General features: G+C 60.2%; 23 protein-coding genes. 15 read left to right on the top strand and 8 right to left on the bottom strand.

The window, feature by feature from the left end; translation table 11 throughout:
- Positions 1 to 158 precede the first annotated feature (158 nt).
- The 3 genes from PSH79_RS16760 (at position 159) to PSH79_RS16750 (ending at position 2,026) form a co-directional block, all read left to right on the top strand.
- Entirely contained in the window at positions 159 to 572 is a 414-nt protein-coding gene (locus PSH79_RS16760) for a response regulator (protein WP_305438518.1), read from the top strand.
- Between the two features lie 75 nt (positions 573 to 647).
- Complete coding sequence (locus PSH79_RS16755) at positions 648 to 1,316, top strand: HAD family hydrolase (protein WP_305438516.1); 669 nt, start codon at positions 648 to 650, stop codon at positions 1,314 to 1,316.
- A 110-nt stretch (positions 1,317 to 1,426) separates the two neighbouring features.
- On the top strand, positions 1,427 to 2,026 hold the full coding sequence (locus tag PSH79_RS16750; RefSeq protein ID WP_305443998.1) for a DinB family protein: 600 nt from the start codon (positions 1,427 to 1,429) through the stop codon (positions 2,024 to 2,026).
- Here PSH79_RS16750 and PSH79_RS16745 read toward each other — a convergent pair.
- Both PSH79_RS16745 and PSH79_RS16740 read right to left on the bottom strand, forming a co-directional pair.
- The gene (locus PSH79_RS16745) at positions 1,941 to 2,867 is read right to left on the bottom strand and encodes a LysR substrate-binding domain-containing protein (protein WP_305438515.1); all 927 of its coding nucleotides are present in this window, start codon (positions 2,865 to 2,867) and stop codon (positions 1,941 to 1,943) included. The genes PSH79_RS16750 and PSH79_RS16745 overlap by 86 nt on opposite strands.
- A 139-nt stretch (positions 2,868 to 3,006) precedes the next feature.
- On the bottom strand, positions 3,007 to 3,894 hold the full coding sequence (locus PSH79_RS16740) for a LysR substrate-binding domain-containing protein (RefSeq protein ID WP_305438514.1): 888 nt from the start codon (positions 3,892 to 3,894) through the stop codon (positions 3,007 to 3,009).
- A 113-nt stretch (positions 3,895 to 4,007) separates the two neighbouring features.
- On the opposite strand from PSH79_RS16740, the gene PSH79_RS16735 reads away from it, so the two are divergent.
- The 3 genes from PSH79_RS16735 to PSH79_RS16725 are packed head-to-tail and all read left to right on the top strand — an operon-like array spanning position 4,008 to position 6,257.
- On the top strand, positions 4,008 to 5,030 hold the full coding sequence (locus PSH79_RS16735) for an aldo/keto reductase (RefSeq protein WP_305438512.1): 1,023 nt from the start codon (positions 4,008 to 4,010) through the stop codon (positions 5,028 to 5,030).
- Positions 5,027 to 5,824, top strand: coding sequence for an SDR family NAD(P)-dependent oxidoreductase (locus tag PSH79_RS16730; protein ID WP_305438511.1), 798 nt, complete (start codon positions 5,027 to 5,029; stop codon positions 5,822 to 5,824). Before PSH79_RS16735 ends, PSH79_RS16730 begins: the two co-directional genes overlap by 4 nt.
- Positions 5,825 to 5,846: 22 nt before the next feature.
- Complete coding sequence (locus PSH79_RS16725; protein ID WP_305438509.1) at positions 5,847 to 6,257, top strand: SRPBCC family protein; 411 nt, start codon at positions 5,847 to 5,849, stop codon at positions 6,255 to 6,257.
- Positions 6,258 to 6,337: 80 nt separating this feature from the next.
- Here PSH79_RS16725 and PSH79_RS16720 read toward each other — a convergent pair whose 3' ends face one another.
- Both PSH79_RS16720 and PSH79_RS16715 read right to left on the bottom strand, forming a co-directional pair.
- Entirely contained in the window at positions 6,338 to 7,732 is a 1,395-nt protein-coding gene (locus PSH79_RS16720) for a HAMP domain-containing sensor histidine kinase (RefSeq protein ID WP_305438508.1), read from the bottom strand.
- Entirely contained in the window at positions 7,710 to 8,393 is a 684-nt protein-coding gene (locus PSH79_RS16715; protein ID WP_064120914.1) for a response regulator transcription factor, read from the bottom strand. The genes PSH79_RS16720 and PSH79_RS16715 overlap by 23 nt, the downstream gene beginning before the upstream one ends.
- Before the next feature lie 306 nt (positions 8,394 to 8,699).
- Here PSH79_RS16715 and PSH79_RS16710 point away from each other — a divergent pair, with 306 nt between their 5' ends.
- The 5 genes from PSH79_RS16710 to hcnC all read left to right on the top strand — a co-directional run bounded on the left by PSH79_RS16710 (position 8,700) and on the right by hcnC (position 13,617).
- Entirely contained in the window at positions 8,700 to 9,641 is a 942-nt protein-coding gene (locus PSH79_RS16710) for a hypothetical protein (RefSeq protein WP_305438507.1), read from the top strand.
- Positions 9,642 to 9,866: 225 nt separating this feature from the next.
- Positions 9,867 to 10,406: a hypothetical protein gene (locus PSH79_RS16705; protein ID WP_305443995.1), complete on the top strand. Its 540-nt coding sequence runs from the start codon at positions 9,867 to 9,869 to the stop codon at positions 10,404 to 10,406.
- A gap of 238 nt (positions 10,407 to 10,644) precedes the next feature.
- Positions 10,645 to 10,959 (top strand): (2Fe-2S)-binding protein, encoded by a 315-nt coding sequence (locus PSH79_RS16700; RefSeq protein ID WP_095190222.1) that lies wholly within the window; start codon positions 10,645 to 10,647, stop codon positions 10,957 to 10,959.
- Positions 10,956 to 12,365 (top strand): cyanide-forming glycine dehydrogenase subunit HcnB, encoded by a 1,410-nt coding sequence (gene hcnB, locus PSH79_RS16695; protein ID WP_305438506.1) that lies wholly within the window; start codon positions 10,956 to 10,958, stop codon positions 12,363 to 12,365. Before PSH79_RS16700 ends, hcnB begins: the two co-directional genes overlap by 4 nt.
- Positions 12,358 to 13,617 carry a cyanide-forming glycine dehydrogenase subunit HcnC gene (gene hcnC, locus PSH79_RS16690; RefSeq protein ID WP_305438504.1) on the top strand — a complete coding sequence of 420 codons (1,260 nt, stop codon included), beginning with the start codon at positions 12,358 to 12,360 and terminating at the stop codon, positions 13,615 to 13,617. The genes hcnB and hcnC overlap by 8 nt, the downstream gene beginning before the upstream one ends.
- 129 nt (positions 13,618 to 13,746) lie before the next feature.
- On the opposite strand, the gene PSH79_RS16685 is transcribed toward hcnC, so the two are convergent.
- Positions 13,747 to 15,555 carry a monovalent cation:proton antiporter-2 (CPA2) family protein gene (locus PSH79_RS16685; protein ID WP_305438503.1) on the bottom strand — a complete coding sequence of 603 codons (1,809 nt, stop codon included), beginning with the start codon at positions 15,553 to 15,555 and terminating at the stop codon, positions 13,747 to 13,749.
- A 255-nt stretch (positions 15,556 to 15,810) separates the two neighbouring features.
- Here PSH79_RS16685 and PSH79_RS16680 point away from each other — a divergent pair, with 255 nt between their 5' ends.
- Positions 15,811 to 16,725 carry a LysR family transcriptional regulator gene (locus PSH79_RS16680; protein ID WP_305438502.1) on the top strand — a complete coding sequence of 305 codons (915 nt, stop codon included), beginning with the start codon at positions 15,811 to 15,813 and terminating at the stop codon, positions 16,723 to 16,725.
- On the opposite strand, the gene PSH79_RS16675 is transcribed toward PSH79_RS16680, so the two are convergent.
- A complete protein-coding gene (locus PSH79_RS16675) occupies positions 16,715 to 17,482 on the bottom strand; it encodes a substrate-binding domain-containing protein (protein ID WP_305438501.1) in 768 nt (255 codons plus the stop codon). The genes PSH79_RS16680 and PSH79_RS16675 overlap by 11 nt on opposite strands.
- A gap of 12 nt (positions 17,483 to 17,494) precedes the next feature.
- A complete protein-coding gene (locus PSH79_RS16670) occupies positions 17,495 to 18,787 on the bottom strand; it encodes an MFS transporter (protein WP_305438499.1) in 1,293 nt (430 codons plus the stop codon).
- A gap of 429 nt (positions 18,788 to 19,216) precedes the next feature.
- On the opposite strand from PSH79_RS16670, the gene PSH79_RS16665 reads away from it, so the two are divergent.
- Together PSH79_RS16665 and PSH79_RS16660 are read left to right on the top strand one after the other, a co-directional pair.
- Positions 19,217 to 19,525 carry an RcnB family protein gene (locus PSH79_RS16665; protein ID WP_305438498.1) on the top strand — a complete coding sequence of 103 codons (309 nt, stop codon included), beginning with the start codon at positions 19,217 to 19,219 and terminating at the stop codon, positions 19,523 to 19,525.
- Between the two features lie 101 nt (positions 19,526 to 19,626).
- Entirely contained in the window at positions 19,627 to 20,091 is a 465-nt protein-coding gene (locus tag PSH79_RS16660) for a hypothetical protein (protein WP_305438497.1), read from the top strand.
- A gap of 5 nt (positions 20,092 to 20,096) precedes the next feature.
- Here PSH79_RS16660 and PSH79_RS16655 read toward each other — a convergent pair whose 3' ends face one another.
- Positions 20,097 to 21,173: a sensor domain-containing diguanylate cyclase gene (locus PSH79_RS16655; RefSeq protein WP_305438496.1), complete on the bottom strand. Its 1,077-nt coding sequence runs from the start codon at positions 21,171 to 21,173 to the stop codon at positions 20,097 to 20,099.
- A gap of 163 nt (positions 21,174 to 21,336) precedes the next feature.
- On the opposite strand from PSH79_RS16655, the gene PSH79_RS16650 reads away from it, so the two are divergent.
- Positions 21,337 to 21,675: an FKBP-type peptidyl-prolyl cis-trans isomerase gene (locus PSH79_RS16650; RefSeq protein ID WP_305438495.1), complete on the top strand. Its 339-nt coding sequence runs from the start codon at positions 21,337 to 21,339 to the stop codon at positions 21,673 to 21,675.
- The last annotated feature ends 20 nt before the right edge of the window (positions 21,676 to 21,695 follow it).

Below are 21,695 nucleotides of genomic sequence, written 5' to 3'. Positions count from 1 at the left end.
AATTACGCCCTCGCGAACGCCTGTCGCCAATGGGCAAAAACGACTTTTCGGAAAACACCTGTATCAAAAATGAATTTCTGCAGAACCCGCTGCTCATACCAGATAAGCAGCGGATTCAAGCCGCTAAATCGTTAATGCAATTCAGGGAGTGCAGTTTCATGTGCCCAACACCGACGGCGGACACGCACCTTCCTGACGGATTGATTCTGGTGGTTGAGGATGATCCGTTGATTCTGGAGTTTCTCTGCGAAATTCTTCAGGAGGAAGGTTTCAAGGTCCAGCCGCAGACCAGTGCTGACGCCGCATCACAATATTTGGAGGAGCATGCGCCGGAAGTGGCGTTGCTGCTGACCGATATCACCATGCCCGGCACCCTCAACGGTGCGGATCTGGCCAATCTGGTGGGCGACCGCTGGCCGGACAAACCGGTGATGGTCATGTCTGGCTATGAAACGCCGGAGACGTCCGGGGTCAAGTACCCCGTGGCGTTTATCAAAAAGCCCTGGGCCATCGGTCAATTGCTCGACTGTGTGGACAGCGCGTTCAAGTCCAAGGCACCGCGTCTGCACTGAGACGCTGGGTGGCGCGGCCGGGCAATGCTACATTGCCCGGCCAACCTGACTGCCATTGCCAGAGGATGCGAACCTTTGTCTGCTCACGATTGTGTTTTTGACCGCGCGTTCGGCGCGTTCCTGTTCGACATGGACGGCACCGTCCTCAATTCCATCGCCGCCGCCGAGCGCATCTGGTCAGCCTGGGCCGTACGGCATGGCGTGGACGTCGAATCGTTTTTGCCGACCATTCATGGCGCGCGGGCCATCGACACCATCAACCGCCTGAACCTGCCGGGAGTGAATGCCGAAGAACAAGCGGCGTTCATCACCGAGGCGGAAATCGGCGACGTTGAAGGCATTGTCGAGATTCCCGGTGCCGCGGCGTTTCTCAAGCGCCTGCCCGCCGAGCGCTGGGCCATGGTCACTTCGGCGCCGCGGGATCTGGCCTTGCGGCGGATGGCCGCGGCAGGAGTTCCGGAGCCTGCGGTGATGATCACTGCCGAGGATGTGAAGGCCGGCAAACCGGATCCGTCCGGTTATATTCTGGCCGCCAGACGACTGGGACTTGAGCCGCGCGACTGCCTGATTTTCGAAGACGCTACCGTCGGCATCCAGGCCGCCGAAGCCGCCGGTGCGCCGCTGATGATCATCACCACGACGCACCAGCATCCACTCGAAACGTCGCATGCGACATTGGCCAGTTACGAGGCGATCAGCGTCAAAGTCGACAGCGCCGGTCAGCTTCACCTGCAGAAGATCTGACACATCACGATTCCTGTGGGGGCAGATCGTGACCGACGATCAGGCCCCACCGCGCCCGCGCGAACTCGGGCTATCCTAGGCGGAGCCTTTTTTGCCTGCGGAGCCTCATGATGATCAACCTGGCCACTGCCCATCTGTTCGCTGACTACAAGATCTGGGCCAATCAACGCTTGTTCGACAGCCTGGAAGCACTGCCGCCGGAGGAAATCACCCAGGAGCGCAAAACGATCTTCAAGACCATGCTCGGCACCTTGAACCACATCTACGTGGTTGATCGCATCTGGCAGGCGCACCTTGAGGGGCGAGACCATGGCTTTCAGTCCTCCCATGACCTGGTGCACGCCGATCTCGGCGAGTTGCGCCAGGCCCAGCAGCAAGTCGATAGCTGGTATTGCACCTGGAGCCAGCAACAGACCGAGGCTTCACTCAATCGCGAGATCGATTTCAAGTTTGTCTCCGGCGACGGCGGCAGCATGAGCGCCGGGGCGATTTTCCTGCATGTGATCAACCACAACAGCTATCACCGTGGCTGGGTGATCCAGATGTATTTCGAAATTCCGCAGATGCCGCCGATGACCGATCTGCCGGTGTATCTGCGCGAGGTCGACCCGAATTTCAAAGCGTTCACTGCGCCTCCAGCGGCAGCGGAGCCGACATGTGATGGGCAATCAGCGAGCGCAACCAACGTTCCGCAGGGTCGTTGTCGTTGACCCCGTTCCAGACCATCGACAGCTCCGAGGGGACGATGTCGAACGGCGGGTCGTCGGCGCGCAAACCGTTGCTGCCTTCAACCAGTGCACACGCTGCAAAGTCCGGCACGGTGGCGAGCATGTCGGTGCCGGCGAGAATCGCCCGTAATCCGGCGAATTGCGGCACTGCCAGCACCACGCGACGAGTACGGTTGACCCGCGCCAGATCGTTGTCGATGGCCCCGCCCAGATCCCCGGAAAACGACACCAGCGCGTGGGGACGCTCGCAGTAATCGTCGAGAGTCAGCGCACCGGGACGGTCGTCGGCACGGAGGATCTTGCAGCGCAAATCACGCAGCTTTTTGCGTTTCGCGTTGGCCGGCAGTTCGGTGGTGTAACTGACGCCCACGGAGATTTCCCCGGTGGCGAGCATTGACGACATCAACAGAAAATTCACTCGGCGGATCACCACCACCACGTTCGGCGCTTCTTCGCGTAGCTGTTTGAGCAGCGGCGGCAGCAGGCCGAATTCAGCGTCGTCGGACAGACCGATGCGAAACACGTCACGGCTGGCCAGCGGGTCGAAATCCTTGGCGCGGCTGACAGCACCCGAGATGGTGTCCATCGCCGGTTGCAGTTCCTTGAGAATCGCCAGCGCCCGTTGCGTGGGTTCGAGGGTGCGGCCGTTGCGCACCAGCAGCGGATCATCGAACAGATCGCGCAAGCGGGCGAGGGAAGCGCTGACCGCCGGTTGGCCGAGGAACAGTTTTTCCCCGGCGCGGGTCAGGTTCTTTTCGAACATCAGCGTTTCGAAAATCACCAACAGGTTCATGTCGACGCGGCGCAGGTCGTTACGGTTCATGCCCAAAGCCTCCGATGTACGAATTCTTCAGTGTAGGAGCTGCCGCAGGCTGCGATCTTTTGATCTTGTTTCTAAAAAATCAAAGTCAAAAGATCGCAGCCTGCGGCAACTCCTACAGTGAACCCCGTCATTCCAGGCGTCAGGGGGCGGCGCCTGTCAGCACTTTGCGAAACGTCTCCACCAACGGCCGCAAATTGATCCGGTGCCAGGCCGCCCACAGCGGTGTGGTAAACGCCAGCCAGGGCACCTCGCGCAGCACCACCCCCGGTGGGGCGTTATGGCTCAAACCCTTCTGGATCATGGCAATCCCCAACCCTGACGCTACCAGCCCCAGCGCGGTAAACGGTTCGGTCGCCTGCATCCGTACATCCGGGGTAAAGCCTGCACGGATGCACGCGCTGACGAACTCATCGCTCGCATCCTGCCGTGGCTGCACGCCGATCCATTCCTGATCGGCCAGGTCCTCTGGACTCAATGAGGCTTTGCCAGCTAACGGGTGCTGTTCCGGCAACGCCAACAGCATTGGGTCATCGAGTACCTGAAATCCGAGCAGATCCGGATCGTCATCGGTCGGCGGCTCACTCACCAGCGCGATATCGAGACTACGCTGTCGCAAGCCTTCCAGTTGCTCGGCGGAGCTGAGGTTGTACAGCGCGACATGCACATTCGGCCGATCCACCCGCAACACGCGCAAGGCATTGGGCAGGACGCCGGCGTGCATGGCGTTCTCGATGTAGCCGATGCACAACCCGCCTTCTTCGCCCCGGCCCAGTCGCTTGCCGAGGGATTCCAGGCGATTGGCGTGGGTCAGCAGGGCGCGGGTTTCGGCGAGAAAGGTCTGGCCATCGCGGGTCAGACGAATGCGCTGCTGGCTGCGCTCGAAGAGTGTCAGGCCCAGACGCTCTTCGAGCTGGGCGATCTGCCGGCTCAGCGGCGACTGGGAAATATGCAGTCGCTCGGCAGCGCGGCCGACGTGCTCTTCCTCGGCGACGGCGACGAAGTAGCGCAATTGGCGAATGTCGATCATGTCAGACCTATAGGGACTCAAGTGCTGCGCATTATGTCTTGGACGGTCTCGGTGTCGCAATCTAGGATCTGCTCAACGGTCACGCAGACCCCGCAACGAATGAGGACAATCCAATGAGCTTGAAAGACAAACTGCCCGGCCAACTGGGCTTCGGCACCGCCCCACTGGGCAACATGTTCCGCGCCATCCCGGAAGCAGAAGCACAGGCCACCGTGCATGCCGCGTGGGATGCCGGTGTGCGCTATTTCGACACCGCGCCGTTTTATGGCTCGGGGTTGTCGGAGATCCGCCTCGGTGAAGCACTGAAGCAGTACAAACGCGACGACTATGTGCTGAGCAGCAAGGTCGGTCGGGTGATTCTCGATGAAGTCGAAGACGCCGCCGCGCGCGATCTGGGCGAGAAGAGCGGGGTGTTCGAACACGGTCGCCCGAACAAGATCGTCAACGACTACAGTGCCGACGCGACCCTGCGTTCAATCGAAGACAGCCTCAAGCGCCTGCAAACCGATCGCCTGGACATCGTCTGGGTGCACGACATTGCCCAGGACTTCTACGGTGATCAATGGCTGGAATACTTCAATCAGGCGCGCACTGGTGCGTTCAAAGTGCTGACCCGTCTGCGTGAAGAAGGCGTGATCAAGGGCTGGGGCCTGGGCGTGAACAAGGTCGAACCGTGCGAGTTGGCGCTGGATCTGACCGAGGCGCAGCCGGATGGCTTTCTGCTGGCCGGTCGCTACACGCTGCTCGACCACGAGCGCCCGTTGCAACGCCTGATGGACGCGGCGCTGGCGCAGAACGTTGAAATCGTCGTTGGCGGCCCTTACAGCTCAGGGATCCTGGCCGGTGGTGCGCACTTCGAATACCAGAAGGCCAACCCTGAAATCGTCGCCAGGGTCGAGCAGATCAAACGCATCGCTGCCGCTTACAACGTTGATGTGAAAGCCGCGGCCCTGCAATTTTCGCTGGCTCATCCAGCGGTAGCTGCGGTGATTCCCGGTGCCAGCAAACCGGGGCGCATCGCCGAAGACGTGGCCGCATTGTCGGCGACCATTCCTGCTGGATTCTGGCAGGCCATGCGCGACGCAAAACGGGTGTCCGAACGTGCACCATTGCCAATCGATGAGGTGAAAGCATGAAGATTGATTTGAGTGGAAAACTCGCCATTGTCAGCGGCAGCACTGCGGGCATCGGTTTGGGCATCAGTCAGTCGCTGGCTGAATCCGGCGCCACCGTGGTGGTGATCGGCCGCGACTCCGCCAAGGTCGAGCAGGCATTGGCGAGCATTCGGCAGAAAGTGCCGGGCGCACAGTTGCGCGGTTTGACCGCAGATCTGGGCACCGCCGAAGGCGCGGAAAAACTCTTCGCCGCCGAACCGCGCGCCGACATTCTGGTGAATAACCTCGGCATCTTTAATGACGTCGACTTCTTCGACGCGCCGGACAGCGAATGGGCGCGCTTCTATGAGGTCAACGTGATTTCCGGTGTGCGCCTGTCGCGGCATTATGTGCCGGCGATGGTCGAGCAGGGCTGGGGCCGGGTGATCTTCCTGTCTTCGGAATCCGGGGTGGCGACGCCGGCCGACATGATCAATTATGGCGTGACCAAAAGCGCCAACCTCGCGGTGTCCCATGGCCTGGCCAAACGTCTGGCTGGCACTGGCGTGACGGTCAATGCGATCCTGCCGGGGCCGACCTATACCGATGGCCTGGAAGAGATGCTCAAGGATGCCGCCGCCGAATCCGGCCGTAACCTGCGCGACGAGGCCGACGCCTTTGTGCGCAAGGCGCGCCCGACCTCGATCATCCAGCGTGTGGCCGATGTCGAAGAGGTCGCGCATCTGGTGACCTACATCGCTTCGCCGCTGTCCTCGGCCACTACCGGCGCCGCTCTGCGGGTCGACGGTGGTGTGGTCGACAGCCTGACAATCTGAATTCCTGACGAGAGACGTTTTTATGGCAACTGCATCCGCAACAATCGATATCCCGGCTTCGGCCGATCAGGTCTGGCAATTGATCGGCGGCTTCAACACGCTGCCGGACTGGCTGCCGTTCATTCCCAACAGTGAACTGAGCGACGGCGGGCGTGTACGCACCCTGCAAACAGCCGATGGCGCCGTGGTGATCGAACGTCTGCAAGCGTTCGACAATGCCGCCAGGACCTACAGCTATTCGATTGAACAGGCACCGTTCCCGGCCACCGATTATCTGGCGACCATCAAGGTTGAAGCCCAAGGGCAGGGCGCACGGGTAACGTGGTCCGGGCGCTTTAACGCCAAAGGCGTGAGTGAAGAGGAAGTGGTGGCGCTGTTCAGCGGTATCTACCAGGGCGGCTTAGAGGCCCTGCGGGCCAATTACCCGGCCTGATTGACCCAACACAAAACCCTGTGGGAGCTGGCAAGCCAGCTCCCACAGGTTTTGCATCAATCTGAAAGTTCAGCGGGCGTTCAGGATTGGGAAATCAACCGCTGCCGGCAATCGAGCACCAGTTTCGCCCCACCCAAATCACTGCTGCCCACCTCAAGATTGAAGCCATGCAGGCTGACAATCGCCGCCACAATCGACAGTCCCAGGCCAAACCCACCTTGCGGCTGCCCGCCCTCGGCACGATAGAAACGCTGGAATACGGCCTCGCGCTCGGCTTCGGGAATCCCCGGGCCTGAGTCGTGCACTTCAATGCGTGTGTGCCCGGCATCATTCACCCCGCGCAAAATCACCGTGCCGCCGATTGGCGTGAATTTGATCGAGTTGCTCAGCAGATTCGCCAAGGCCTCGAACAACAACGCCCGATCACCATTGAGCGGCGGCAAGGTCTCCGGCATGTGCAGTTCGAAGCGCAGTTCGCCTTCCTCGGCAAGCGGCAGGTAAAACTCGTGCAACTCTTCCAGCAGCAACACCGGGTCCAGTTCGACAAATCCTGAACGGCGCTGACGATCCTCCAGCTCGGAAATCCGCAACAAACCCCGAAACCGCGCCATCAGCGTATCCGCCTCGGACAGCACCAGATCCAGTTGCGCCGCTTCCTGCGAACCTTCGCCGGCCTGTTGCTGCATGCGATACAACTGCGCGCGCAAACGGGTCAGCGGGGTGCGCAAATCATGGGCGATGTTGTCGCAGACGCCTTTGACCTCGTTCATCAGGCGCTCGATGCGCTCCAGCATCGCGTTGACGATGGCCGCGAGCATGTCCAGTTCATCGCGGCGGTTGGACAGCGGCAAACGCTGGGTCAAGTCCCCGGCCACAATGGCTTGCGCTCTGTCCTGAATCGCACGAATGCGCCGCAACGGGCGGCGCCGCAGCAGGTGCCAACCGGCGATCCCCGGCAGAATGGTCAACGACACGCCCCAGAACAACGCATGCAAAATGATCCGCGTCACTGCGAACAGCGAGCCGTTATCGCGCAGCAGCACCAGCCAGCGACCATCACGGGTTTGCGTCGCGACGGCATCACAACTGTCGGCGGGCAGGGTCGGGTCATCGGAGTCGGCGCATTCGGAAAGCATGTGGATCTTGCCGTCCAGCGGCAGGCCTTCCGGCAGTTGTTGCAAGGCACCGCCGAGGTAGCGGCCCTCGGCGTCGAACAGGCCGTAGGCGTCGATGCCGCGAATATCGAAGGTCATGCTCGCGGCGAGCGCTTCTTCGAGTTGCTGACCGCGAAAGTGCGAAAACAGGTGCTGACGTTGCATCAGCGAATGTTTGGCGAGGTTGTCGAGGTAGCCGGAAACCTCGTAGTACATGACCCCCATGAGGATCGCGCTCCACGCCACGAACAACGAACTGTACAGCGCCAGCAAACGGCTGCTGGAGGAGCGCCAACCGTCAGACGGGTTCGGCAATGACATAGCCCGAGCCCCGTACCGTGCGAATAAGCGGAACGTTGCCCGCCGCGTCGATTTTTTTGCGCAGGCGGCCGATGTGCACGTCGATCAGGTTGGTGCCGGGGTCGAAGTGATAACCCCAGACCTCTTCGAAAATCATCATCCGCGACAGAATCTGCCCACTGTTGCGCATCAGGAATTCCAGCAGTTTGTATTCGGTCGGCAGCAACGTCAGCACCTGCTCGGCGCGGCGTGCCTCGTGGCTGATCAGATCCAGCTCGAGATCCGCCACCTGCAACGTCGTCGCCTGGGTGGCGCCGCTGTTCTGGCGGCGCAGCAACACTTCGACCCGCGCGGCCATCTCGTCGGTGGCGAAGGGTTTGGTCAGGTAATCATCGCCACCGGCACGCAAGCCGCGCACGCGCTCGTCGACATCGGAGAGGGCGCTGATCATCAGGATCGGCGTGGCCACGCCCATGGTGCGCAGGGTGGTGACGATGGCCAGACCGTCGAGCTCCGGCAGCATGCGGTCGAGGGTGATCAGGTCGTAGTTGCCGCTCACGGCGCGGTCGAGGCCTTCGCGGCCATTGTCGACCCAATCCACGTCGAGGCCGTGGCTGCTGAGTTCGGCGACGATTTCACGGGCGGTCACGGCGTCGTCTTCGATGGTCAATATGCGAGTCATAGGGCAGGCCTTGATCGGTTCAAACGGAATGGCAGCATTTTGCCAAGAATTTTCCGTGACGCTTTAAATTAACTTTCATCTTGGGGCGATGGCACCCGCAAAGGTCGGCGCCTGCGGCAATCGATGCCAATGCATAAAACCCGCTGAAATCAGCCGCACTTTGCAAATTGCAACGTCCTAAGAAGTTCATCTTTTCTAAGTCGTTGAAATCTGATCATTTATTTAATTCTGGCGTCTGGCACGGTCGCTGCAATTCGTAGTGTGACGAGTTGTAACACCATTTTTCATGCCTGGAGCACTACAACAATGAATAGATCCTCTGATGGGTTTTATCCTGCCTACGAAGGAGAGTCGAGCAACGTCTCAGGCGTGTCCTGGGGCGCGATCTTCGCGGGTGCAGCGGCGGCCGCGGCACTGTCGATGATTTTGGTGCTGCTCGGCTTCGGTTTGGGATTCTCTGCGGTTTCACCGTGGGCCGGGGAGGGCGTCAGCGCCAAGGGCCTGGGCATTTCAACGATTGTCTGGCTGGCAGCGACGCAGATCATCGCTTCCGGGCTGGGCGGTTACATTGCCGGTCGCCTGCGGGTGAAGTGGGCGAACATGCACGGTGACGAAGTGTATTTCCGCGACACCGCCCATGGGTTCCTGGCGTGGTGCGTGGCCACACTGGTGACCGCGATTCTGGTGGTCGGCTCGGTCAGCAGCGTGATCAGCGGCGGCGTGCAGGCCGGTGCCAGTATCGCTGGCGGCGCAGCGAGCGCTGTGACCCAAGCGGCCGGTTCCGCTGCAGCGAACACTGACAGCAATCAGTACGGTTATTTCATCGATAGCCTGTTCCGCGATGACCGCCCAGCGTCCGTCAGTGATGATGCGGCCCATGGTGCGGTAGCGCGAATCTTCGCTCAGAGCCTGGCCAATGGTCAGCTCAGCGCTGAAGACCGTACCTACCTCGCGCAACTGGTAGCGCAACGGACCAACCTGAGTCAGGCCGACGCTGAACGTCGCGTCGATGAAGTCTACGCCCGCACTCAGAAAGCTATCGCGGACGCCAAAGTGAAAGCCCAACAAGCGGCTGACACCGCTGCGAAAGTCGCCGCCTGGACTTCGCTGTGGATGTTCATTGCGCTGTTGGCCGGTGCTTTCTTCGCCAGCCTCGCAGCCACCTTCGGCGGTCGTCGTCGGGATGCGATCGAGTACGTCGAAGTCGACACTTACACCACCTCGTCCACTCTGCCTCCAGTTCGTTAAACAAGGAGAATCACCATGCGCTCATTACTGCTGTTTTTCCTCGGCGTACCGATCCCGATCATCATCCTGATCGCCCTTTTCGTGCACTGATTGCTCTATTGGGGCGGATGCCTCGGCCGCTACCACCCTCGGGTGGTAGCGGCTTTTTGCTTTCTGCAGGGTCAACGGCGAGAATCGCCGGCGGCAACGGGTCGGCCGTTGCTCGCACGTTTAAGGATGAATAAGTTGAACAAGCGGGAAATCAAGCGGCAACTGGTCGAGATGCTCGACGCCGGCCGGTCCAAGACTGAAACCTTCAACGCGCTTTCCGGTGGCAAGGTCAAGGATCGAGTGTTGGCGGCGTGGATCGGGGGGCGGCCGGACCCGATCCTCAGAAAACGACATTCAGGCAAAGTGACCTTCCTGGTGGTGCTGACGGGCATTCTGGGGCTTATCGGTATGCTGGCTGGATTGGTTCAAATCAACGATGGTGGCATTGCTATGGCTTTGGCCATGATGCTGATTATCGGCGTTATTCCACTCTTGTTTGCGTGGGGCTTCTACAAGGGGATCGCGGTGGTTTACACGATCTATGTCACCTTCACGATCAGCCAGGTTCCGCGCATGTTTGTAGGCTACAGCGAAGAGCCGGTGTCGACTGTGCTCGGCGTGGTTTTCACGCTGGCTATGATGTTCTACGCCGCTTGGGTCAAATCGCTGTTGTTCCCGGATCTCGCCTTGATTGGCTCGAAAAAGATCAAAGGCCGGTTCGTGTTCTCCAACTGATCGTTAAACAATCCGACTGTTTCACTGGCCTGGATCAATATTTCCGTTAGCGCTATCACCTAACGTAAATGATCCAGGCCTTTGCTGAGGTATGAACTACAGTGCTTCTCGCGCACCTCGTTGCGCTGACGAAGTACCCGCGTCGACGCTCCAATCACAGCCATAAATGCGTCGATACGGTGTAGTGCAGCAAGGAGCTGACACAACCTCAACTGAATCTTCACGGATGAACACCGCAATGCACTGCCTAGAACGAACCTTCGATATCCAGCCTTTGGCGCAGGCGGATATGACCGTCCACATCAACGGCCAGCCGGTCACCGCCGCCATCGGCGAAACCGTCCTCAGCGTTATTCAATCCCTCGGCGTGCGGCAGATTGCGCGCAACGATCATGACCAGATCAGCGGCGCCTACTGCGGCATGGGCGTGTGCCAGTGCTGTCTGGTGAAAATCAATGGCCGCCACAAGCGCCGCGCCTGCCAGACCGTGGTGCGTGACGGCATGCAGATCGAAACCCAGGTCAACCGTGTCGCCGCGCAGGAGGTCGTATGAGTCTGCAACCGGTGATCGTCGGCGGTGGGCCGGCGGGGATGGCGGCAGCCATCGAACTGGCGCGCCACGGTGTGCGCTGCACATTGCTGGAAGAAGCCTCGCGCTTGGGCGGCGTGGTCTATCGCGGGCCGCTGCGTGATGGCGTGCAACTGGATTATCTGGGGCCGCGTTACTCCGAAGCGCTGGGCAAACTGCACGGCGAATTTCAGGAGCAGTCCGGGCTGATCGACGTGCACCTGAATCATCGCGTGGTCGGCGCCGAGGGCACTCGGGCGCTGGTGGTGCTGGACGGCGATGAGCAACTGCACGAGATCGCGTATTCGCACTTGTTGCTGTCCGCCGGTTGCCATGAACGCAGCGTGCCGTTTCCCGGCTGGACCTTGCCGGGGGTGATCCTGCTTGGCGGCCTGCAACTGCAAATCAAGAGTGGCGTGGTCAAGCCGCAAGGGCCTGTGATCATTGCCGGCACCGGGCCGTTGTTGCCGTTGGTGGCGACGCAACTGCACGCGTCGGGCGTCAAAGTTGCGGGCGTATATGAGGCGTGCGCGTTCGGCAAGATTGCCCGCGAAAGTCTGGCGCTGCTGAACAAGCCGCAACTGTTCCTCGACGGCTTGAGCATGCTCGCCTACCTGAAACTGCACGGCATCGCGATGAACTACGGCTGGGGCGTGGTCGAAGCCCACGGCGAGGGCGAGTTGAAAAGCGTCAGCGTCGCACCGTACTCTGACACCTGGGAGCCCGACCTGTCCCGCGTCGAACGCTTTGAAGCGAAGACCCTGGCGGTCGGTTACGGCTTTATTCCGCGCACGCAACTGAGCCAGCAGATGGGCCTGGATCACGGCTTCAGCGATGACGGCTATCTGCGCGCCAATTCGAACATCTGGCAGCAAAGCAACGAGCACCACGTGCATCTGGCCGGTGACATGGGCGGGATTCGCGGCGGTGAAGCGGCGATGCTCGCCGGCAAGATCGCGGCGACGTCGATTCTGCTGCAACGTGGTGTGCTCGAAGAGGAACTGGCTCAGGTACGCCGCGACCGGTATTTGGGCAAACTGAAATCCATCGTGCGTTTCCGCGCGGCGGTGGATCGCTACACCGAACGCGGCGTCGGCCAGACCGCATTGCCGGCCGCCGACACGGTGATCTGCCGCTGCGAGCACGCGACCCGCGCCGATATCGACCGGGCCCTGGAGCAAGGCGTGCAAGACATCGCCAGCCTGAAAATGCGCACCCGCGTGAGCATGGGCGATTGCCAGGGGCGCATGTGCGTCGGCTATTGCAGCGACCGTTTGCGCCAGGTCACCGGGCGCAAGGATGTCGGTTGGTTGCGCCCGCGTTTTCCGATTGATCCGATCCCTTTTTCTGCATTCCAGAATGTCGGCGCGGAGGCCGCTTCCCATGAGTAAGTTCTACGACGTGATCATCGCCGGTGGCGGTGTGATCGGGGCGTCCTGCGCCTATCAATTGTCCAAACGCAAAGACCTCAAGGTTGCACTGATCGACGCCAAGCGCCCGGGCAACGCGACCCGCGCTTCAGCCGGTGGTTTGTGGGCGATCGGCGAGTCGGTAGGGCTGGGCTGCGGGGTGATTTTCTTCCGCATGATGTCGGCCAACCGCAAGCGTGAAACCCAAGGCGCGGCGGTGGCGGTGGACGCCAGCACACCGCACATTCTGCCGGAGTCGTTTTTCGATTTCGCCTTGCAATCCAACGCCTTGTACCCGGCGCTGCACCGTGAGTTGAAAGACAACCACGGCATGGATTTCAAGTTCGAAAAGACCGGGCTGAAATTCGTGATTTATGACGACGAAGACCGGCTCTACGCCGAGCACATCGTCGGCTGCATTCCGCATCTGGGCGATCAAGTGCGCTGGCTTGATCAGGCCGCGCTGCGCGAAGCCGAACCGAGCGTCAGCCATGAAGCGCGCGGGGCGCTGGAGTTTCTCTGCGATCACCAGGTCAGTCCGTTCCGCCTCGCCGATGCCTACATGGAAGGGGCGCGGCAGAATGGCGTCGACATCTTCGTCAACACCAACGTCACCGGCGTGTTGCATCACGGCACGCGGGTGACCGGCGTACAGACCAGCGAGCAGGGCGTGTTCCACTGCAAGACACTGATCAACGCCGGGGGTGCCTGGGCGGCGGATTTGAGCGAATGGGCCACCGGCATTCGCATTCCGGTGAAGCCGGTCAAGGGCCAGATTCTGCTGACCGAACGCATGCCGAAAATCCTCAACGGTTGCCTGACCACCAGCGACTGCTACGTGGCGCAAAAGGACAACGGTGAGATCCTGATCGGCAGCACCACCGAAGACAAAGGTTTCGACGTCACCACCACCTACCCGGAAATCGCCGGGCTGGTGCAGGGCGCGGTGCGTTGTCTGCCGGAGCTCAAAGACGTCAACCTCAAACGCACTTGGGCCGGGTTGCGCCCGGGTTCGCCGGATGAGCTGCCGATCCTTGGACCGATGCGTGGGGTGGAGGGCTATCTGAATGCCTGCGGGCACTTCCGCACCGGGATCCTGACCTCGGCGATTACCGGCGTGCTGCTGGACAAACTGGTCAACGACGAGCCGCTGCCGCTGGATATCACGCCGTTTTTGGCGGATCGGTTTGAGACTGCCCCGGTCAAACAGGAACTCGAACTGGAAATGGCCTGACCTGAGTCCACCACCATCCCCTGTGGGAGCGAGCCTGCTCGCGAAGGCAATCTGTCAGTTGTCGAAGTGTTGGCTGACACAGCACTTTCGCGAGCAGGCTCGCTCCCACATTGGGGTTTTGAGTAAGGATCAGGTCTTGCGTGATTCCTCTTCCAGTTGATCCGATTCAAACAACCGCGCCAGTTCCGCCCGGGCTTCCTGGGCGGTTTGCAGGACTTTGGCTGCGTCGTCGTAGACCGCGTGTTGTGCCTCCAGCACCTGTTCGTCATGGTGTTTGAAGCGTTTGATTCGCGCATCGGCCTGCGCCTGGGTCAGACCAAGGCCGACCAGCGTGCGTCGGCTCATTTCCAGACTTGAGTAATAGGTCTCACGAATCGCTTCCGCGCCGACATCCACCAAGCGGTGAACGTGCTGACGGTTACGTGCCCGGGCGATGATTTTCATGTGTGGGTAAAGCTTGCGGACAACCTCGGCGGTCTTGATGTTGGTCTCCGGATCATCCGTGGCAATCACAAAATATTCCGCCTCGCCGACCTTGGCCGCATTGAGGATTTCCGGGCGCATCGGGTCGCCGTAGAACACCGGCACGCCACCGAAACTGCGCGACAGTTCGATGGTTTCCACCGAGGTGTCCAGCGCGACGAACTTGATGTTCTGCGCGCGCAGAATCCGCGCCACGATCTGGCCCATCCGCCCCATGCCGGCGATCACCACGCGCGGGGCGTCGGTGTCGATCTCGCGGAACTTCTCCGGCACTTCCACCGGTTGCACCTTGGGGCTGACCAATCGAGCGCAGATCAACAGCAACAACGGTGTCACCGCCATCGACAGGGTGATGGTCAGCACCAGCAAGTCGTACAGACGCGGTTCGAACAGACCCTGATCACGACCGATCTTGAACACCACGAAGGCAAATTCACCGCCCGCTGCCAACACGATGCCGAGGCGTATGGCGCTGATCTTGTTCAGCCCACCTGCCAGCCGTCCCACTACAAACAGCAGCGGCAGCTTCAAGCCAATCAACAGCAGCGTCAGCCCGAGCACGGTGATCGGCGCACTGAGCAGCAGACCAAGGTTGGCACCCATGCCGACGCTGATGAAAAACAACCCCAGCAACAGGCCCTTGAACGGTTCGATCTGCGCTTCCAGTTCATGGCGATACTCGGAATCCGCGAGCAGCAAACCGGCCAGAAACGCACCGAGTGCCATCGACACACCGACCAGATCCATCAGCCATGCCGTGCCGATCACCACCAGCAACGCCGTGGCGGTCGACACTTCCGGCAAGCCGGTTTTCGCCACCACGCGGAACACCGGACGCAACAGATAACGCCCGCCGATCACCACCACGGCAATGCCGCCGAGCACTTGCAAACTGTGACGTACATCGTCGGCGGTGCTGGTGTGGTGATCGACGCCGGCGAGCATCGGTACCAACGCAATCAAGGGGATCGCCGCGATGTCCTGAAACAGCAGAATCGCAAAGGCCAGGCGTCCGTGGGGGCTGGTCAGCTCCTTGCGCTCGGCCAGGCTTTGCAGGCCGAACGCGGTGGACGACAGCGCAAGGCCAAGGCCCAGCACAATCGCGCTGTTCAGCGGCTGACCGAACACGGACAACGCCAGCACGCCGATTACCGAAGCGGTCAGCAGCACCTGCGCCAGACCCACGCCAAACACCGATTTGCGCATCACCCACAACCGTCGTGGCGACAGCTCAAGGCCGATGATGAACAGCAGCAACACCACGCCCAGCTCAGAGATATGCGCCACGCTCTGCGGATTGCCGATCAGGCCCAGCACCGACGGGCCGATGATGACCCCGGCAAACAGATAACCGAGCACAGCGCCCAATTGCAGACGTTTGGCCAGTGGCACGGTGAGCACTGCGGCGAACAGAAACACGACAGCGGCTTGTAACAGGTTGCCTTCATGGGGCATTGATTGACTCCTGACAGCGGTACGGCGGGGGGGACAAGGATAAGGGCGAACCCTCGTCGAACAAAACCTTCCAGATTCACCCATTTCCCTGTAGGAGCTGCCGAAGGCTGCGATCTGTTGATCTTGTTTCTGAAAAACCAACGTCAAAAGATCGCAGCCTGCGGCAGCTCCTACAGGGATCAATTCATTTCTGTAACATGTTGCATCAATTGGTTACATTTATAACCTCTGCAAATCAATCTTCCGGGTGTCGCCATGGCCATCAACTTCGACCTCAACGACTTGCAAGCCTTTCGCGCGGTGGTCGAGCAGGGCAGTTTTCGCAAGGCCGCCGACACCGTGCGCTTGTCGCAGCCAGCACTGAGCCGGCGCATCGAGAAACTCGAAGACGCCCTCGGTGTGAAGCTGTTCGAACGCACCACCCGCAAAGTCAGCCTGACTCAGGCCGGGCGGGGGTTTATGCCGAGTGTCGAGCGCTTGCTGGATGATCTCGATGTGGCGTTGCTCGGCATCAGCGAAGTGGCCTCGACCCGATTGGGCCACGTCACCGTCGCCTGTGTGCCATCCGCTGCGTATTACTTCATGCCGCGCGTGATTGCCCATTACCACCGGCAATTCCCGCGGATCAAAGTCAAAGTGCTGGACTCCAGCGCCCACGATGTATTGAGCGCCGTGGTCAATGGCGAGGCTGATTTCGGTTTGAGTTTTTTGGGCACACAGGATGCCAAAGTCGACTTCGAGCCGCTTGTGCAGGAGTGCTACGTCGTCGCGTGCCGCCGCGATCATCCGTTGGCCGGGCGCAGCAGCGTGACATGGGACGAGTTTTATCAGCAGGATTACATCTCGCTGGACAAGACCTCGGGCAATCGTTTTTTGCTCGATCAGGCATTGAGCAGCGTGGTGCCGCAGCGCTCGAGTATCTGCGAAACCCGGCATGTGACGACAATGATTGGTCTGGTGGAGGCGGGTTTGGGTGTGGCAGCCGTGCCGCTGATGGCGCTGCCGGGGCCGGATCATCCGATCCTGACGCGCGTGCCGCTGATCGATCCGCAGGTGATGCGCAGCGTGGGCATCATCAAGCGCCGGGGGCGCACGTTGACCCCGGCGGCATTGGAGCTGGAGCGGCTGGTGGTGGAAATGAAAGTCCAGCCGCCGACTGTCAGCGCTTGACCGAATCCAGTCCGGTAGCCTGCACGTCAGCCTGGGCGGCTGGCGCGGCGAGGTAGGCGAGCAACGCTTTGGCTTCGGCGGGATGCTGCGCGCCGACCGGAATGCCGGCAGCAAAGCGCGTCACGGACTGCACCGATTCCGGAATCTTCGCCACGAAACTCACCCCCGGTACCGGCAACAATTCGCTGACCTGCTGGAAGCCCAATTGATAATCGCCGGTGGCGACCACCGAACCCACCGGGATTTTCGCGATCATCTTGGCCTTCGGCTTCAGCTGATCTTCGATCCCGAGTTTCTTGAACAACTGCTGCTCGATGTACACGCCGCTGGCGCTGTCGGAGTAGGCCACCGACTGCGCGTCGAGCAGGGTTTTCTTCAAGGCTTCGACGTTGCTGATGTCCGGTTTCGGCGCGCCTTCGCGCACCACCAGACCAATCCGCGAATCCGCCAGTTCCACCCGTGACGCCGGGTCGACTTTGCCTTGCTTGATCAAGTCATCAAGGGCGTAGCCGACCATGATCACCACGTCTGCGTGTTCACCGCGAGCGAGACGATTGGGGATCGCCTCCGGCGCCTTGCCCATCGATGGGCCGAGCTGGGTGTCGAGCGTGTTGCCCGTCGCGGCGGCGAATTTCGGGCCGAGGATTTTATAGGCAGCCGTGAAGCCGCCCGAGGTCATCACCCGCACCTCTTCGGCGTGCGCCAAAGCGCTGAAAGCCAAGAGGGCGAGGGCGGTGAGGTTGAATAGTTTTTTCATGTTGAAGGCTCCTTATGCCGCAACTGGTTGCAGACGGCCGCCCGCGCGGCGATAGAGGTACAGCGTGGCGAGCAACGCACACAGCGCACCGATGCTCATCCAGTAACCCGGCGCGGCTTTGTCGCCGGTGTACTGGATCAGGAAAGTCGACATTGCTGGCGTGAACCCGCCGAAAATCGCCGTGGCCAGGCTGTAGGCCAGGGAGAAACCGGCGACCCGGACTTCCACCGGCATGATCTCGGTGAGCGCCGGAATCATCGCGCCGTTGTACAGGCCGTAGATAAACGACAGCCACAGCAACGACAGCAGCATGTGGCTGAAGCTCGGCGCCTGCACCAGGTACGACAGCGCCGGATAAGTCGTGGCCAGCGCCAGCAGCGACATGGCGATCAGCACCGGACGGCGGCCGATGCGGTCGGACAACATGCCGCCGATCGGCAACCAGAAGAAGTTCGATACACCGACCAGCAGGGTCACCAGCAACGCATCGGACGTGCTCAGGTGCAGCACGGTTTTGCCGAAGGTCGGCGCATACACGGTGATCAGGTAGAACGCCGTGGTGGTCAGGGCGACCATCAACATCCCGCCAAGCACCACGCCCCAGTTCTGGCCGAGCGTGCGGAACACTTCTTTCATGCTCGGGCGATGTTTGCGTGCGGCAAACTCTTCGGTTTCGGCCAGATTCCGTCGCAGGAAAAAGATGAACGGCACGATCATGCAACCGACGAAAAACGGAATGCGCCAGCCCCAATCGGCAACCACGTCTGGCGCCATCCACGCGTTCAGCGCGTAGCCCAATGCGGCGGCAACGATGATCGCCACTTGCTGGCTGGCCGACTGCCAAGCGGTGAAGAAACCTTTGCGACCCGGCGTGGCGATCTCGGCGAGATACACCGAAACGCCGCCCAGTTCTGCACCGGCCGAGAAGCCTTGCAGCAAGCGCCCGATCAACACCAGGGCCGGGGCGAACAAACCAATGGTTTCGTATCCGGGCACCAGCACAATCAATATCGTGCCGCTGGCCATGATCGACAGGGTGACGATCAAGCCCTTGCGACGACCGACGTCATCGATGTACGCCCCCAGCACGATGGCCCCCAGCGGACGCATCAAAAAGCCTGCGCCGAACACTGCAAAAGTCATCATCAGGGAGGCGAACTCACTGCTCGCCGGAAAGAACACCGCCGCGATCTGCGTGGCGTAGAAACCGAACAGGAAGAAGTCGAACTGTTCGAGGAAGTTGCCCGAGGTCACCCGGAAAATGGCGCCGGCCCGCGAGCCGCCGTGTGGGATTGAGGCTGTCATAGAAAAAGAACTCCACCGCTTTTATGACGTGCGCTACGGGAGGGCGGCGCACGGTTTTTATTGAGGCGGATGGTGGCGCAGGTGTAACTGGATGTTAATTGCATTGTTGGCATGGATTGATGTGAAAAGCGGATCAATCCCTTCAGGCAATTGATAAACCTGTGGGAGCGAATCTGCTGGCGATCGAGGTTTGTCAGTCAATGAAAATGTTGAATGTGCCGACGCCATCGCTGGCAAGCCAGCTCCCACAGGGTTTTGTGTTGTTGCAGAAATATTGAGCACACCGCAGAAACTGTGGGAGCTGGCTTGCCAGCGATGGCGGCCTCAAAGCCAACGGCAATCCCCAGCCAGCCCAGGCAAAAAAACAAGGAATGATTCCCGAACCCGGCAGTCGGAGTTCAGGTAGTACAAATCTCAGGAGGTTCACCGATGAACAGCAAAACCCTAATCGCCAGCATGGCCCTCGTCGCCGGCATTGCCGGGATCAGCCCACTTGTTCAAGCGGCGCAAACCTCAAGCGAACCCGCCGTGCAATCCCCGGTCAGCGACCGTGAGTTGAAGGTCAATGACCGCGCTCCCGACGTTTACCAACGCAGCGACAAAGCGTTGAAAAACTGGAAACAGAAAGGCTTGAAAGCCCCGGTCGAACAGGCGCAGTGGGTGCAGATCAACGACAAGTACGTCATGGTGATGATCACTAACGGGACGATTGTCGAGATGCAGCCGGTCGAGCGGTAACTCGTTCTTGCAACAATCGGCCATGGAAGGCGGATTGCAATCGAGCGCCATTCGGGTAAAACCCGTGTGGCGTTTGAATGACGGGATGTCAGGAGTACAGATTGGACAAGAAGCCTCTTTACCGTAAAGAAAACACACGCACCTGGGGCGTTCGTCGCAATGCGTCAGTCGCGCATTATCGCGATCAGCGCAATACCAAAACCGAAAGCCGTAGCGAAGCATCGCGAGGTTCGATGCATGCGGGTAAACGCTATGGCATGGATTACACCCCTTTGTTTCGCTTTCTGTTGTCTCGGGTTGGAGGTGACTGGGATGAGATTTTCAGCGAAGCGGTGTCTCGTCTGGATCGGCCTGATCCAGTGTTCTGGATGGTTGCCATTCATGAAGACGACCGCGAGGAAATCGTCCGGTTGGGCGAGTCGAGCTACTTCAATGGTCTGTATATCGACGAACAAAAGCGCCTGCAAATCGTCAATCCGCGCTTGAATGCAGAGGATATGGCGCCGCGTTGCCACTGCTGCACTCACACCTTCAATGGTGTTGTCTTCGGCAAGCCTGCGGACTGAGCGAGTTATTCCATCCGACTGTGGCTCAACACCTGCCCACCCCCCAACCGATACTGATTATTCCCACTGCGCTTGGCCTCATACATCGCCAGATCGGCGATGTGCAGAAGCCTGTCCATGGTCGGCGCATGATCGGGAAACACCGCGACGCCCAGACTGGTGCCGATGTGGCGCTGGTCGTTGCCGATGCTGATCGGGGGGGACAGTTCGATGAAGATTTTATGGCAGATACTGCGGGCTTCATTCTGCAAGTTGAGGTTCGGGGCCAGACCTTGCAGGATGACCACGAACTCGTCGCCACCGATGCGCGCGACGGTGTCGGTCGCGCGCAGGATGCGTTGCAGGCGTGTGGCGGTGGTGATCAATACGCGGTCGCCAGCGGCGTGACCGTAGTGGTCGTTGATGGTTTTGAACCCGTTGAGATCGACAAACACCAGCGCCACCCGCGTGTTGCTCTGGCGCGCCTGATCCAGCGCTGCGGCCAATCGTTCTTCCAGCACCAGACGATTGGGCAGGCCGGTCAACGGGTCGAAGTGGGCAAGGTGCTGCAGGTAACTGGCCGAGGCCTTTTCTTCGGTGATGTCGCGTACCACGCCCATCATTTTGATCACCGCGTCGTGGTCGTTTCTCACCACGTTGCCAGTTTCCCTAAGCCAGCGAATCGTGCCGTCTGGCCAGACCACACGGTACTCCTCGTCGTGATTTTCCCCGGTTTCCAGGCAACGCAGTTCACCGGCGCGAACCCTGACGCGATCATCCGGGTGCACGCAGGAACAGAACAACGCATAGGAGGGCGTGATTTCGCCGATCTTGAAGCCGAACATGCCGTAGATCGCGTCTGACCAGTACAACCGATCCGTATCGACTTCCCAGTCCCAGGTGCCGATACGCGCAAAATACTGGCTGCGCTTGAAGCGCTCGGCGTCGCCGTCCTGATGAATGTTCTGGCCATCGGCGGCGCGGGTCAGCAGTTCACGGTATTCGCCGAGCTGCTTGCGCAAACCGCGCTCGCGCCTGATCAGCAGAACGATGACGGCAAGCATGACCGTGCCGATGGCAAGGCTGATCAAGAGTGTGGTCATACAGGAGCTGCCGACATGGCGAAGCGATCCGTGAAGTAATGGCGGTTGGCTATCTTAATTCTTCATCACTCGCTTCGGATACCACGTTGATGTGCGCTTGTGGGTTGCCAATCCCCGGCAATTCTGGGAAAACGGCGGCCAGCCGAACAATAGAGTGAATGTCATGAATGATGAACTGCAGGTAATCGATCTTGAGGTGGGCGAGGGCAAGGCTGCCGTCAAAGGCGCGCTGATCACCACCCAATACACCGGCTGGCTGGAAGACGGCACCGAGTTCGATTCTTCCTACAGCCGTGGCAAACCGTTTCAGTGCGTGATCGGCACCGGGCGGGTGATCAAGGGTTGGGATCAGGGTTTGATGGGCATGCAGGTCGGTGGCAAACGCAAATTGCTGGTGCCGGCGCATTTGGGGTACGGCGAGCGGACGATGGGCAAGATCCCGCCGCATTCCAATCTGGTGTTTGAGATTGAGTTGCTGGAAGTGCTGACGCGGGAGGATTGAGGTAACGGGGCTATTGGTTC

This window comes from Pseudomonas sp. FP2196, assembly GCF_030687715.1.
Classification (GTDB): domain Bacteria; phylum Pseudomonadota; class Gammaproteobacteria; order Pseudomonadales; family Pseudomonadaceae; genus Aquipseudomonas.
This window is presented reverse-complemented; position numbering and strand designations above follow the sequence as displayed.

Bases quoted from the DNA above. Each gene is read 5' to 3' on its own strand.
- PSH79_RS16760 (WP_305438518.1), top strand. From the start codon at position 159: ATGTGCCCAACACCGACGGCGGACACGCACCTTCCTGACGGATTGATT.
- PSH79_RS16750 (WP_305443998.1), top strand. From the start codon at position 1,427: ATGATCAACCTGGCCACTGCCCATCTGTTCGCTGACTACAAGATCTGG.
- PSH79_RS16745 (WP_305438515.1), bottom strand. From the start codon at position 2,867: ATGAACCGTAACGACCTGCGCCGCGTCGACATGAACCTGTTGGTGATT.
- PSH79_RS16740 (WP_305438514.1), bottom strand. From the start codon at position 3,894: ATGATCGACATTCGCCAATTGCGCTACTTCGTCGCCGTCGCCGAGGAA.
- PSH79_RS16735 (WP_305438512.1), top strand. From the start codon at position 4,008: ATGAGCTTGAAAGACAAACTGCCCGGCCAACTGGGCTTCGGCACCGCC.
- PSH79_RS16730 (WP_305438511.1), top strand. From the start codon at position 5,027: ATGAAGATTGATTTGAGTGGAAAACTCGCCATTGTCAGCGGCAGCACT.
- PSH79_RS16725 (WP_305438509.1), top strand. From the start codon at position 5,847: ATGGCAACTGCATCCGCAACAATCGATATCCCGGCTTCGGCCGATCAG.
- PSH79_RS16720 (WP_305438508.1), bottom strand. From the start codon at position 7,732: ATGTCATTGCCGAACCCGTCTGACGGTTGGCGCTCCTCCAGCAGCCGT.
- PSH79_RS16715 (WP_064120914.1), bottom strand. From the start codon at position 8,393: ATGACTCGCATATTGACCATCGAAGACGACGCCGTGACCGCCCGTGAA.
- PSH79_RS16710 (WP_305438507.1), top strand. From the start codon at position 8,700: ATGAATAGATCCTCTGATGGGTTTTATCCTGCCTACGAAGGAGAGTCG.
- PSH79_RS16700 (WP_095190222.1), top strand. From the start codon at position 10,645: ATGCACTGCCTAGAACGAACCTTCGATATCCAGCCTTTGGCGCAGGCG.
- hcnB (WP_305438506.1), top strand. From the start codon at position 10,956: ATGAGTCTGCAACCGGTGATCGTCGGCGGTGGGCCGGCGGGGATGGCG.
- hcnC (WP_305438504.1), top strand. From the start codon at position 12,358: ATGAGTAAGTTCTACGACGTGATCATCGCCGGTGGCGGTGTGATCGGG.
- PSH79_RS16685 (WP_305438503.1), bottom strand. From the start codon at position 15,555: ATGCCCCATGAAGGCAACCTGTTACAAGCCGCTGTCGTGTTTCTGTTC.
- PSH79_RS16680 (WP_305438502.1), top strand. From the start codon at position 15,811: ATGGCCATCAACTTCGACCTCAACGACTTGCAAGCCTTTCGCGCGGTG.
- PSH79_RS16675 (WP_305438501.1), bottom strand. From the start codon at position 17,482: ATGAAAAAACTATTCAACCTCACCGCCCTCGCCCTCTTGGCTTTCAGC.
- PSH79_RS16670 (WP_305438499.1), bottom strand. From the start codon at position 18,787: ATGACAGCCTCAATCCCACACGGCGGCTCGCGGGCCGGCGCCATTTTC.
- PSH79_RS16665 (WP_305438498.1), top strand. From the start codon at position 19,217: ATGAACAGCAAAACCCTAATCGCCAGCATGGCCCTCGTCGCCGGCATT.
- PSH79_RS16655 (WP_305438496.1), bottom strand. From the start codon at position 21,173: ATGACCACACTCTTGATCAGCCTTGCCATCGGCACGGTCATGCTTGCC.
- PSH79_RS16650 (WP_305438495.1), top strand. From the start codon at position 21,337: ATGAATGATGAACTGCAGGTAATCGATCTTGAGGTGGGCGAGGGCAAG.